This window comes from Brevibacillus sp. LEMMJ03 (assembly GCF_007197875.1).
GTDB lineage: Bacteria > Bacillota > Bacilli > Brevibacillales > Brevibacillaceae > Brevibacillus > Brevibacillus thermoruber.
On the sequence record NZ_VKJN01000001.1, the window covers coordinates 105,632 to 118,503 of the forward strand.

The window sequence follows — 12,872 nt, forward strand, 5'->3', positions numbered from 1 at the left end:
AGGGAGAGTGTGTAAAGTGCTCAAGGAAAACGCGCTGAAACGCAAACTGAAAGAAGGAAAAGCCGTGTACGGCTTGTTTTGCTCGATTCCCTCCCCTGTCATGGTCGAACTGATCGGATGTGCGGAGTTTGATTTCGTGATCATTGATACCGAGCATGTCCTCATCAATCCGGAGACGCTGGAAAACATGATCCGGGCTGCCGAAACGGCCCATCTCACCCCGTTGGTACGCGTGGCCGATTCCCGGCCGGGAACGATTTTGCGCGTTCTGGACAGCGGCGCGCAGGGCGTGGTGGTGCCGCATGTCCAGAGCAGGGAACAAGCGGAGAGCATCGTCCGTTTCAGCCGGTACCATCCGCTGGGAAGCAGGAGTTTGAACAGCGGCCGTCCCGGGGCGTTTGGCAAGAACGACCTGGTCGCTTACATGGAGCGGGCCAATGCAGAAATCATGGTCGTCCCCATGATTGAGAGCAGGGAAGGGGTCGATCGGATTGACGACATCCTGTCAGTCTCCGGTATCGACATGGTACTGGAAGGAGCAGCCGACCTCTCGCAATCGTACGGGGTGCCGTGGCAGACGCGCGGGGATACGGTGAAAGCGGCCCTGCGCCGGATCCACTCGGCCGCCGTTCGCCATGGGGTACCGTACTGCGCCATCCCGCGCGCGGAAGAGGACATGGCGCTGTGGTGGGAAAAAGGGGTGCGGGCCTATGTGCTGGGTGACGAGCGGGGCATTGCGTTCCGAGCGCTCCGGCATCAGCTTCGCACGTGGAAAGACCGGGAGAGAACGCGTGCGGAAGAGGACCGCTCATGAACCGCGTTGATCAAGGCTGCCGCTGGCTTGGCAGCTCAGCCATCCGTTTCTGGACGAAGACTGGTCGTGACGGGGACAGGAGGAGGTAAACATTGATGAATGTACTATCTTCGTTACAGGTGATGGAAGCCGAACGAATCTGCCTGCATGAAGAGCATGAACCTGCGAGGTTGGATGACACCTGCTCCGCTCTTTGCCAAGACGGCGTGCTGCGCCATCCGCCGCTGGCCATGCGGATGAAGGACGGGAGATACCTGATCCTGGACGGCGCCCATCGGACGGCAGCCCTGCGCCAGATGGGCTGCAGATGGATACCGGTGCAAGTGGTGGATCCTGCGGACTTTCGACTGGAGGCCTGGGATCATCTCGTGCCGATGGGGACATGGCTGTACGGGCTGCTGCATGATGCGTCCCTGCGCTGGGAAGCCGAGCGGCGCCACAAGCAGTTGGTGGCGGAGGTGATGTATCCGAGCGGGAAACGGCTCTATCTGTACGCCAGGGAGAAATCGCATGACCGCTCTGAAAAACTGCACGCCTGGCATCGGATTGTCAGCGCGTACAGCAGGAAATACGCGGTTCAGCGAGTCGCGCGGGGCAGCGTTTCCCTGCCGGAGGAAGGAACCGTCTGCCTGCGCTATCCTGTTTGCACCATCGAGGAAATCGAAAAAATCGTTGCGTCCGGGCAGGTCATGCCGGCGGGCGTGACGCGATTTCTTGTCAGCGGCCGCCTGCTGAACCTGAGAATTCCCCTTTTCCTGTTGACAGGCAGCACCTTCAATCACCAGGAATGGGAACACTATCGGAAGCAGTGGGAAGGGGCGCTGCGCCTCTACGCCGAAGCGGTATATCTTTGCGAAAAGGAAGTCGTGGCCGCACAAACCCCGGCAGAATAACCGTTGATGCGAACTCCCTCGCTGCCAATGGCAGGCGGGGGAGTTTGTCTTTCATCCGCATCCGGCCGGATGCGCGCAGTCGTCTGAGGCAAGCGCCGGGAGTACGGCCTGTCCCGCAGCGGAAACAAAACGACGCCATTGACAAGACGTGCATCGTGCGTGTAAAGTGAGTGTGTTATTTCTTGTATCTTCAAATAATCAAAGATTCAAAGAGAAGAAGGGTTGCAGACATGAAGTGGACGGGACGATTTGCGGGTTACAACGCGGAGTCATTCCGGAGAGACTGCCTGTCGGGATTGATTGTGGGGATTATTGCCATTCCGTTGGGGATGGCATTTGCCATTGCATCCGGGGTGAAACCGGAGTACGGCATCTACACCACGATCATCGCCGGGATTCTCATTTCCATGTTTGGAGGCTCCCGGTTCCAGATTGGCGGTCCCACTGGCGCATTCATTCCCATTTTATTCGGGGTTGTCATGCAGTACGGATATGAAAACCTGCTGATTGCCGGTTTTTTGGCGGGGATCATGCTTGTGCTGATGGGGCTTTGCCGGATGGGAGGCCTGATCCGCTATATTCCTCGCCCGGTGACCATCGGATTTACCACCGGGATCGCGGTCATCATTTTTAGCGGACAGATTGCCAATTTCCTGGGCCTTCGCGATATTCAGAAACATGAGGATTTTCTTTCCAACATGGAGGAAATCGGGATGCACTTGTCCACGGTGAACGTCTACAGCGTAATCACGGCCGGCATATGCCTGGCCGTCATCCTGATTACACCGCGGCTGTTCCCAAACGTTCCCGGATCGCTGGCGGGACTTGTCATATCGAGTGTCGTTGCCGCATTATTGTTTGAGGGGAAAGTGGCGACCATCGGTTCCACGTTTGGCCCCATCCCCAGCACGCTGCCGAGCTTTCACTTCCCTGACGTGACGCTGGAACGAATCGGGCAGCTGCTGGTTCCCGCCTTCACGATTGCGATGCTGGGCGGTATCGAATCCCTGTTATCCGCCGTTGTGGCGGACGAGATGACCGGCACGCGGCACAACAGCAATCGGGAGCTGATCGGTCAAGGCATCGCCAATATGGCGGCTCCCTTGTTCGGAGGCATTCCGGCGACCGGAGCCATCGCTCGAACGGCGACGAACATCAAAAACGGGGCGGTGTCCCCGATGGCGGGGATCATTCATGGACTGGTGGTACTGCTCGTGCTGATGCTGTTTGCTCCGTACGCGTCGCACATTCCGCTGGCCAGCATGGCTCCCATTCTGATGGTCGTCGCCTGGAACATGAGCGAACGCAGGGAATTTTTCCACGTTCTCCAGTCAAAGACCAGCGATTCCGTCGTGCTGCTGGTTACGTTTCTGCTCACGGTGTTTACCAACCTGACAACCGCTGTGGAAATCGGGTTGATCCTTGCGGTGATCCTGTTCGTGAAGCGGATGGGCGAACTCATCACGGTACACAAGGTGCTGCCCGATCCGTCTTCGAAACATGCAAAGGTAAGGCCGCACATGGTCACGGAAGGGCACGATTGTCCGCAAATCAGCATCTTCACCGTGGAAGGAGCGCTCTTTTTCGGTGCGGCATCCACGTTTGAACAATCCGTGATGCGCACCCTTCAGCACCGTCCGAAGATTTTGCTGCTCAGAATGGGAAAAGTGCCGTTCATGGATACGACGGGTGAATCCAAATTGGCCAGTGTGGTGAAAACATGGAAAAACAACGGGGGGATGGTGCTGATTTCGGGCATGCAATCCCAGCCCAGGGAAGTCCTCAAGCGTACCGGATTGTATGCGTACATTGGCGAGCAGCATTTCTTCGAGCACACAGGGGACGCGATCAATTTCGCCCTGGCCCGCCTGGATCAGAACCGCTGTGCAGGGTGCCGGCATTTTGCCTTTCGGGAATGTGCGGGGTTGTCGAACCCTGAGCTTTCGCCGAAACAGGCCAACCCGGACATGCACCCGGCCCATCAGGTGTAACGAGCGAAAACGAACGGCGTCTATACGAAGAGGAGAGCGGCGGCGCATGGCAGTAGTTCATGAGAGGAAAATGAAAAATGGGGGGATCGGTCGTTGAATTTGGAACTGCAGCAGTTCAAAGCAGATTTTTTCAAGGCTCTGGGGCATCCATTGCGGATTCGCATTCTGGAGCTGCTGTCAGAAGGGGACAAAAACGTCAATGAGCTGCAAGCGTTGATCGGGAGCGAAGGCTCCGCGGTTTCCCAGCAGCTCGCGATTTTGCGAAACAAGAACATCGTGTACGGGACCAAGGATGGAAACAAGGTGACGTACTCGCTTCGTGATCCCATGATTATCGAACTCTTGGCCGTCGCTCGGCAAATCTTTAACAACCATTTGATCGACACGATTTCGATGCTGGATCGGTTCAATGAAGAATAAGACAGACCATGCGCAGCCCTTGGTTTTGCCGGCAGGCAGGACCAGGGGCTGATTCGTCTGGCTGCCCGATTGCACAGGTGATTCATGGGGGATGTACAATGTCACGGTACTCCCATAAAACATAGTGGTTGACTAGGATATACTGCCTATAGTATATTATTTTCTGAATTTACTTGATGAAGATTGTGAATTTCCTCACAAACCCATAATTGGGTGTAAATGTAATTCATAGTATGCGCATAGAAATAGTATGTATATGGAGGGGGACAACATGAAAAAGATTCTGGGTGGACTTGCTTCCGGCCTGCTCGTTCTGGCGTTGGCCGCATGCGGCGGAAAAACGGGCGGTGCACTGGATGAGAAGAAAATCGTCGTGGGGGTTACGTCCGGCCTGCACGAACAGATTATGGAAAAAGTAAAGGAAGTGGCGGCCAAAGACGGCGTGGAAGTGGAAATCAAGGCGTTTTCCGATTTTCAAATGCCCAATGTTGCCCTGGTGGAAGGGGAGATCGATGCCAACAGCTATCAAACCATCCCCTTCCTCGAAACCTACAAGCGAGAGCACAACGCAGACCTGACCGCTGTGGGAGAAACCGTCCTGAATCCCATGGGCATGTATTCCAAAAAAGTGAAAGACATTTCCGAGATCAAAGAAGGCGATAAAATTGGCCTGCCGAACGATCCGACGAACTGCGACCGGGCGCTGCATCTCTTCCAAAGCGCCGGACTGATCAAGCTCAAGGATGGCATCGAAGGGGAAGCGACTGTGCTGGACATTGCGGAAAATCCGCGCAAGCTGGAGTTTGTCGAGCTGGACGCCGCGCAAATCGCGAAGCAGTTGGACGACCTGACTGCCGCCGCCATCAACACCAGCTATGCGCTGAAGAACAATCTCAATCCGGGGCGCGATGCCATCTTCCTCGAGCAGAAAGAGTCCAAGCATCATAACGTCATTGTGGTCCGGACCGAAAACAAGGATGATCCCGTGGTGCAAAAACTGGTGAAGGCGTACCGCTCCGACGAGGTGAAAGCATTCGTCGAAGAAACGTTCCAGGGATCGGTAATTCCGTTGTGGTAAAATCCCGGGCCGCCCGTGAAGCTTCATTTCGGTGAAGCTTCCTTTCTTGCACCGGATGGTGCTGCGCGGCACCGACGGGGACGGGTTTTCCGGGGGGACGGAACAGGGAGGTACAGTGCAAGCGTGATCAAGCTGACAAACGTGTCCAAACATTTTCATACGGAAAAAGGCATCGTTCGTGCGCTTACCAATGTCTCGCTCGAAGTGGAAAAAGGGGAAATCTTCGGAGTAATCGGGTACAGCGGCGCAGGCAAAAGCACGTTGATCCGATGCGTCAATCTGCTGGAGACCCCGACGTCCGGGACGGTTGAAATCAATGGCACGGATGTCACCCGTCTGCCCGAACACGAGCTACTTGCGATCAGGCGAAAGATCGGGATGATTTTTCAAGGGTTTCACCTGCTGAAGACAGCCACGGTCTACGACAACATCGCGATCCCGCTTCGCCTGATGGATGTCGGTCAACAGGAAATCGACAAGCGTGTGGGCAAGTATCTGAGCATCGTCGGATTGGAAGACAAGCACGACGCCTACCCCAGCCAACTGTCCGGGGGACAAAAGCAGCGGGTGGCCATTGCCCGTGCGTTGGCGCAGGAGCCGGAACTGCTGCTCAGCGATGAGGCGACCAGTGCGCTGGACCCGGAAACCACCGAGTCGATTCTGGAGCTTCTCCTCACGATCAATCAGGAACTGGGGATCACGATTCTCCTGATTACCCATGAGATGAACGTGATCCAGAAGATCTGCGACCGTGTGGCGGTGATGGAAAAGGGAGAAGTGATTGAACAGGGGAGAACGGTGGACATTTTCACCAACGCCAGACACAGCACCACCAAACGGTTCGTCAACGGGACCTATCACCGGGAGCTGCCCCCGTCCCTGCTCAGGGAACTCCGGGAGACCGGGCCCGTGGTCCGACTCTCCTTTGTGGGGGAAAGCACCGGGAAGCCGGTGCTGGCAGCGGTCAGCAGGAAGTTTGACGTTTCTCCCAACATCCTGGCCGGAGGAATCATCCAGTTGAAGCAGGAGAAGATCGGGTCGCTGGTGGTCCATCTGCAGGGAGAGGGCGAGGAGACGAAGAAGGCGATTGCCTTCCTGGAGGAACAAGGAGTAAACGTGGAGGAGATGGAGAGGGGCCATGTCTGATCTGCAAGAATTTGTCCAGGAACGCCTCCCCATTATCGGGGAATCCGTGGTGCAAACCTTTCAAATGGTGTCCGTATCCCTGCTGTTCTCCGTATTGATCGGCCTGCCCATGGGCGTGCTGCTGATCCTCACCCGGCCGGGCAACGCATGGGAGAATCGGTTTGTCTATCAGCTTCTGAACGTCGTGATCAACGTCATCCGGTCCATCCCCTTTATCATCCTGCTGTTCTTCATCCTGCCGTTTACCAAGCTGGTGGTGGGAACAACGATTGGGGTAAAAGGGGCGATTGTCCCGTTGATCGTGCATTCCGCGCCGTCCATTGCCCGCCTGATGGAAAGCGCCTTGCTGGAGGTGGACAGCGGCGTGGTCGAAGCGTACAAGTCGATGGGCATCCGGACGCGGGACATCATTTGGCACGTGCTGCTTCGGGAAGCCCGTCCCTCCATCGTGTTGGGACTGACCATCGCGGTGATCAGCCTGGTCGGCGCCACGGCCATGGCGGGTCTGGTCGGCGCGGGGGGGCTGGGTGATCTGGCGTACCGCTTCGGGCATTTGCGTTACGAAGTGGATGTCATGTACGTCACCGTGTTCATCCTGATTCTCCTCGTACAGGGCTTGCAGACCATCGGCAACCGGATGGCGGCGAAATACAAGAAAGACTGACGGCACGTGCGAAAGGAGCGAGCGATGTGGGAGAACAGCATCTGTTTGTGGAAAAGGAAGGGGCCGTCGCGACGATTGTGCTGAATCGGCCGGAAAAGCGGAATGCCCTCAATCTGGAGATGTGGGGCACCTTGTCCACGCTGCTGCAGCAGTTGGAGGAGGACCGGGAGACAAAAGTGGTGGTCATTCGCGGGGTGGATGACACCGCCTTTTCCGCGGGAGCGGATATCAGCGAGTTTGTATCCAATCGGTTTTCTCCGGAACAGGCGAAACGCTACAACGACCAGTCCATGGGAGCGGTGGACCGGCTGCACCGCTTTCCCAAGCCAACCATTGCCATGATCCAAAAGTACGCGGTCGGCGGCGGGCTGGATATTGCGCTCTCGTGCGATTTTCGCTTCAGCTCGGAGGACGGCGTCTTCGCCATTACGCCGGCCAAGCTGGGGATTGTGTACAATCTGACCAGCACCAAGCGTCTGGTGGATCTCGTCGGTCCCTCCAGGACCAAGGAGATCCTCTACACGGCCAGATCGCTGGATGCGCACGAAGCCTACCGGATCGGCCTGGTTGACCGCATTTATTCGCAGGATGAGATCGTCGGGCAGACCTACGCATTTGCCCGCCTGCTGACGGAGCGCTCCCAGGTGTCCATACGCGGAACCCAAAAAATGGTGCAGGCGATTCTGGACGGCCATATCGAGGAAAGTCCGGAGCTGGCGCAGATGGTACTGGAATCGTTTCACTCGGAGGATTACCGGGAAGGCGTACAGGCGTTTTTGGAGAAAAGAAAACCGCGATTTTCGTAAAGGGAAAGGAAGCGAACAGCAAATGGTGGAAGCAGAAAAACGGACGGCAACCGCACTGTTTACCAAAATCGACAAGGACACGCAGTCACTGCCCATCTCGAGCGAGGATTGGGAACAGCGGGCACGAGCGATACTGCCCGACGGACCGTTCGATTACATCTGCGGCGGATCGGGAGCCGAGGAGACGCTTGCGGCCAACCGCACCGCGTTTCAGCGGTGGGCCATCGTGCCGAGAATGCTCCGGGACGTGTCCGACCGCACGCTGAGCATCACACTCTTTGATCAACACCTGGACACACCCATTCTGCTGGCCCCGATCGGCATGCAGGGCATCGCCCATCCGGAGGGGGAGCTTGCGACTGCTCGGGCGGCGGCTGCCCATGGCGTTCCGTTCATCGTCAGCACCGTATCCACCTATTCGTTGGAGCAGATCGCCGAGACCATGGGGGATGCGCCCCGCTGGTTCCAGCTCTACTGGTCCAATGACCGGGAGGTGTCCGCCAGCATGGTGCGGCGGGCGGAAGCGGCCGGGTACGGTGCCATTGTGCTGACCGTCGACACGATCATGCTCGGATGGAAGCGGCGGGATTTCTGGAACGGGTATTCGCCGCTCAAGGAAGGCAAAGGACTGGCCAACTACATCAACGACCCGGTCTTCTGCTCCCGGCTGCCGGTCGTCAACGAAGAGACCGCCGTGCAGGAAATTCTCCGCAACATCTATCACCCGGCATTGAGCTGGGAGGACATTCGCTTTTTGCGGCAGCAGACCCGCCTGCCGATTTTGCTCAAAGGCATTCTGCATCCCGAAGATGCGAAGCTGGCCGTCGAGCATGGAGTCGACGGCCTGATCGTCTCCAATCACGGGGGACGGCAGTTGGACGGAGCCATCTCCAGCCTCGATGCGCTGCCGCCCATTGTGGAAGCGGTGGGGGGACGAATCCCTCTCCTGCTGGACAGCGGGATTCGCACGGGAGCGGACATCATCAAGGCGCTCGCGCTGGGAGCGAATGCCGTCCTGATTGGACGCCCGTTCCTGTACGGCCTGGCTGTTGCGGGGGAAAAAGGGGTAGCGCGCGTCATCGATACGCTGATCAGCGAGTTGGACGTGTCACTGGCCTTGTCCGGCAGCAAATCCGTCAGCGACCTGAACCGCGGCATTCTCACTCGCCTGTAATCCACTGCGGGAGGCGTCCAACATGCAGCAAGCGTTGCAAAACATGAGAGTCGTTGATCTGACGCAGGTGCTTGCCGGTCCCTACTGCACGATGGTGCTGGGGGATCTGGGAGCCGACGTGATCAAGGTGGAGAAGTATCCCGACGGGGACGACACCCGGACGATGAGACCGTTCGTGAACGATGAGAGCTACTGCTACATGATGGTGAACCGGAACAAGCGGGGAATCCGCTTGAACATCAAGGAAGAAGCGGGCCGCGCCATCCTGTATGACCTTGTCAAAACGGCCGATGTCTTTATCGAGAACTTTCGGCCCGGCACGACCCGCAAGCTGGGGATTGATTTTGAAACCCTGCGAGCCGTCAACCCCGGCCTGATCTACTGCTCGATCTCCGGATACGGACAAACGGGGCCGTACAGCCACAAAGGCGGGTTTGACATTATGGCACAGGGCCTGTCAGGGATCATGAGCATGACGGGTGAAAAAGGCGGCAGACCCGTCAAAAGCGGCATCGCCATCCACGACATCGCGGCGGGCGTTACCGCGCTCTACTCCATTTTGGCGGCGTATGTCCACAAGATTAGGACAGGTGAAGGCCAGTACATTGATTTGTCGCTGGTTGATTCGGGACTGGCGTGGACGGTATGGGAAGCGGCCGCCTATTTCGGGGCGGGGGAAGTGTCCGGGCCGAACGGGTCGGCTCACCGCGTCTCCGCCCCCTATCAAGGGTTCCGGACCAAAAACGGGCACATTCTGATCGGCGCGGCCAATCAAAAGCTGTGGGAGCGTTTTTGCCAGGACGTCATTGACCGGCCGGAGCTGATGGAAGACCCCCGGTTCCTCACAAACAGCGACCGCATCCGGCATGTGGACGAACTGGAAGCCATCATCCAGGAGATCATCATCCGCGAAGAGTCCCAATACTGGCTGGAGAAGCTGGACAAGGCGGGCATTCCGTCCGGTCCCATCTACCGGTATGACGAAACCATGAACGATCCGCATATCCGGGCGCGCGAGATGATCATCGAGTATGAGCATCCGGTTGCCGGCCCCATTGTGAATCTGGGGTTTCCCGCGAAGTTTTCCAAAACCCCGGGACAAGTCAGACGCCCGGCCCCCTACCTGGGCCAACACACCAGGGAAGTGCTCCGGGAACTGAATTATTCGGAAGACGCAATTCGGGAGCTGGAGGAGAACCACATCATCTGACAGCTTCCTCCTCCGTCCCAAGCGGCCCTCCGCCTCGGTTTTCTTTGCGAGGTGGGGGGCTGCTTTTTCATGACGGGTGCGGCGGCGCGAGGAAAACAGGGCAGGAAACAGCCAAGCACACTCAATTCACACTTGACCAGTAGGAATAATCAGATTAAACTGAATCCATAACCAGCCGATCAGTCAACTGAAGGCTCCCGACTGCTTGCCAGGCGCAAGTGCGGGAGCCTTTTTCATCCCCCATCCATATCGCAATCAGGGGGAATGCACATGGAGTATCTCTGTCCGACCTGCCATCAGGTATTCCAGGCGGAAGCGGAAATCTGTCCACACCTCTTGAGCTTCTTCGCGTCTCTCCACGGGAAAAAAGTCTGGCGCATTCGCTATCTCCACCGGTATGCGTATGAATTTTTGAGTGACGAACAGTTTCAAGCGATGGTAAGCGAAAAGCCCTTGATGGTGTCAGAGGCGATATGCATCGAGGATTTCAACGCTGAGACATGCACCGGAGTGAACGCCATCGGCAAAATCGTGTCCATTTTGGAATAGGCCAAAGGGGTTTGGAGACGAAGGAGGGGAACGGATGAACATTGAGAACCTCGAAGCGTTCGTATACGTCGTTCACTTCAACAGCTTCAACAAAGCGGCGGATGCGCTGTTTTTGTCGCAGCCATCCATTACCGCCCGCATCCAGTCGCTCGAACGTGAACTGGACGTGAAGCTGTTTCAGCGGGACGGGAGAAACGTTTCCCTGACGGAGAAAGGAAAGCAGTTTTTGCCGTACGCGCAGCAAATCCTCCAATCGTACAAAAAAGGGAAGCAGCATCTGCAGCGAAACCAGACCACGCTCGACGAACTGAGGATCGGCTGCACGGCCTCGGTTTCCGCTTACATCATCCCGGAGATCCTCCCCCGTCTGAAACAACAATATCCCGGCTTGCGGATCAAGCTGGTGACGGCCTCCACCGAAACGATTCTGGAAAAGGTGCTGCAAAAGGAGATCGATGTGGGGCTGGTGCGGAATATCAGCCATCCGCTTGTGGATTCCGTCATGTTCTATGAAGACCCGATCCGCCTTTATGTGCACCAGGGGCATCGGTTCATCGAACAGCCTCCGAGCACCATGGAAGAGGTGGGCGGGCAGTCCCTGGTGTTTTTTGAGTGCGGCTCGCTTGACTGGATCAAGCTGCACCGTCTGTTCGAAACCCTGCATTGGCCGCCGGTGATCGATGTGTACATCGACAACCTGGAAGCCGCCAAGAAATGCATCGCCAAAGGGATGGGCATCGGTTTTTTGCCGGACCTGTGCGTTCGAAAGGAAGTGCAGGACAGGCGGCTGTTTCCGATCCGCATTCCGTCCCTGGCAAGCCTCTCGCTGCGCACCAACCTCATCTCCTTGAAAGGGGAAGGAGCCGGGATTCGAAAACTGTTTGCAGAGATCCCGTGGGACGTTGGGGCGGCGGATGCGGCATCGGAAGTTTCATTGAATGTTTCGATGTGCCGATAGAAAAACCTGATTATGAAGCCGGTTGACGGTGAAAAACGCAGGTGGTAGCGTGTGTAAAAAATAAAACATACTAAACAAATGTGATTACTACGAATTGGCATCTCCATGCTTCCGGGAGGGGTGTACGATGGGAATTCGGATCAGCATTCTGGATCAAAGTCCGCTGGATACGGGAGAAACGGCGGAAGAGGCTTTCCGTCACACGGTTGAACTGGCCCGGAAAGCGGAAGAACTGGGATACTACCGCTTTTGGGTATCGGAACACCACAACTCCGATGACGTGGTCGGGTCTTCACCCGAGGTGCTCCTCGCATACCTGGCGGCGAAGACGGACCGGATCCGCCTGGGGTCGGGCGGTGTCATGCTGCAGCATTACAGTCCGTACAAGGTGGCGGAAAACTTTCATGTGCTGGCGGCGCTGGCGCCGGGGAGGATCGACCTGGGAATCGGCAGAGCGCCGGGGGGACTTCCCTTGTCCACCAGAGCCCTGCAGCAGGACGGCGGTCATACCAGATCGCTGGCGGAGAAATTGGCGGAATTGGAGCAGTACCTGAGTGGCCGATTGGACCCGGCCCATCCGCTTTACGGCTTGCGGGCCGTTCCCATCCCGCAGCAGCCTGTGGATCTGTACGTGTTGGGAACCACTCCCTCCAGTGCAGAGTTGGCGGCGCAGCAGGGACTTCCCTACGTGTTTGCGCAGTTCATCAACGGCGACGAAACCGTCATCCAGCAGGCTTTTGACACATACCGGAACCGATTCGACACCCGAAAAGCTGCCCGCCCGCAGGCCATTCTTGCCCTCGGTGTCATTGTGGCGGATACGGATGAGGAAGCCGGAGCGCTGGCGGCTGATGTGAAGAATGTGAAGATTCATCTGGAAAGCGGAAGAACGCTGACGGTGAGCAGCGTCGAAGCGGCGGAATCGTACGGGCGGCAGTCGGATGAGAGGTACACTATCGAAATAAAGGACGCCAACCTCATCTGCGGCTCCCGGGAAACGGTCCGCCGGAAACTGCTCGCCCTGCAGAAAAAGTACGAAGTGGATGAGCTGCTCATCACGTTGGCCGTGAAGCGATTTGCGGATCGTCTCCGGACGTGCGTGCTGCTCAGGGAAGCGTTTGCCGAATCGAGCCTTTCACACAAATAGAGGACACAGGAGGGGGATGATT

Annotated in this window: 13 protein-coding genes; all 13 read left to right on the plus strand. The window is 57.1% G+C overall.

What is annotated here, in order from left to right; genetic code table 11:
* The first annotated feature begins 16 nt into the window (after window positions 1-16).
* The 13 genes from FOI68_RS00485 to FOI68_RS00545 all read left to right on the plus strand — a co-directional run bounded on the left by FOI68_RS00485 (window position 17) and on the right by FOI68_RS00545 (window position 12,850).
* Complete coding sequence (locus FOI68_RS00485; protein WP_044900176.1) at window positions 17-814, plus strand: HpcH/HpaI aldolase family protein; 798 nt, start codon at window positions 17-19, stop codon at window positions 812-814.
* A 95-nt stretch (window positions 815-909) separates the two neighbouring features.
* Window positions 910-1,707 carry a ParB N-terminal domain-containing protein gene (locus FOI68_RS00490; RefSeq protein ID WP_143862045.1) on the plus strand — a complete coding sequence of 266 codons (798 nt, stop codon included), beginning with the start codon at window positions 910-912 and terminating at the stop codon, window positions 1,705-1,707.
* Window positions 1,708-1,937: 230 nt separating this feature from the next.
* Window positions 1,938-3,698 carry a SulP family inorganic anion transporter gene (locus FOI68_RS00495; RefSeq protein ID WP_143862046.1) on the plus strand — a complete coding sequence of 587 codons (1,761 nt, stop codon included), beginning with the start codon at window positions 1,938-1,940 and terminating at the stop codon, window positions 3,696-3,698.
* A 93-nt stretch (window positions 3,699-3,791) separates the two neighbouring features.
* The gene (locus tag FOI68_RS00500; RefSeq protein WP_029099336.1) at window positions 3,792-4,118 is read left to right on the plus strand and encodes an ArsR/SmtB family transcription factor; all 327 of its coding nucleotides are present in this window, start codon (window positions 3,792-3,794) and stop codon (window positions 4,116-4,118) included.
* 271 nt (window positions 4,119-4,389) lie between these two features.
* Window positions 4,390-5,196: a MetQ/NlpA family ABC transporter substrate-binding protein gene (locus tag FOI68_RS00505; protein WP_029099337.1), complete on the plus strand. Its 807-nt coding sequence runs from the start codon at window positions 4,390-4,392 to the stop codon at window positions 5,194-5,196.
* A gap of 123 nt (window positions 5,197-5,319) precedes the next feature.
* Window positions 5,320-6,342 (plus strand): methionine ABC transporter ATP-binding protein, encoded by a 1,023-nt coding sequence (locus tag FOI68_RS00510; protein WP_143862047.1) that lies wholly within the window; start codon window positions 5,320-5,322, stop codon window positions 6,340-6,342.
* Complete coding sequence (locus tag FOI68_RS00515) at window positions 6,335-7,006, plus strand: methionine ABC transporter permease (protein ID WP_044900181.1); 672 nt, start codon at window positions 6,335-6,337, stop codon at window positions 7,004-7,006. Before FOI68_RS00510 ends, FOI68_RS00515 begins: the two co-directional genes overlap by 8 nt.
* Window positions 7,007-7,032: 26 nt before the next feature.
* Window positions 7,033-7,812, plus strand: a complete 780-nt coding sequence (locus FOI68_RS00520; RefSeq protein ID WP_255433285.1) for an enoyl-CoA hydratase/isomerase family protein — start codon at window positions 7,033-7,035, stop codon at window positions 7,810-7,812.
* Window positions 7,813-7,834: 22 nt separating this feature from the next.
* Entirely contained in the window at window positions 7,835-8,986 is a 1,152-nt protein-coding gene (locus tag FOI68_RS00525) for an alpha-hydroxy-acid oxidizing protein (RefSeq protein ID WP_044900183.1), read from the plus strand.
* A gap of 22 nt (window positions 8,987-9,008) precedes the next feature.
* On the plus strand, window positions 9,009-10,196 hold the full coding sequence (locus tag FOI68_RS00530; RefSeq protein ID WP_029099341.1) for a CaiB/BaiF CoA transferase family protein: 1,188 nt from the start codon (window positions 9,009-9,011) through the stop codon (window positions 10,194-10,196).
* 270 nt (window positions 10,197-10,466) lie between these two features.
* Window positions 10,467-10,745: a hypothetical protein gene (locus FOI68_RS00535; protein ID WP_231558699.1), complete on the plus strand. Its 279-nt coding sequence runs from the start codon at window positions 10,467-10,469 to the stop codon at window positions 10,743-10,745.
* Window positions 10,746-10,779: 34 nt separating this feature from the next.
* A complete protein-coding gene (locus FOI68_RS00540) occupies window positions 10,780-11,703 on the plus strand; it encodes a LysR family transcriptional regulator (protein ID WP_143862049.1) in 924 nt (307 codons plus the stop codon).
* A 127-nt stretch (window positions 11,704-11,830) separates the two neighbouring features.
* Window positions 11,831-12,850 carry an LLM class flavin-dependent oxidoreductase gene (locus FOI68_RS00545; RefSeq protein WP_143862050.1) on the plus strand — a complete coding sequence of 340 codons (1,020 nt, stop codon included), beginning with the start codon at window positions 11,831-11,833 and terminating at the stop codon, window positions 12,848-12,850.
* The last annotated feature ends 22 nt before the right edge of the window (window positions 12,851-12,872 follow it).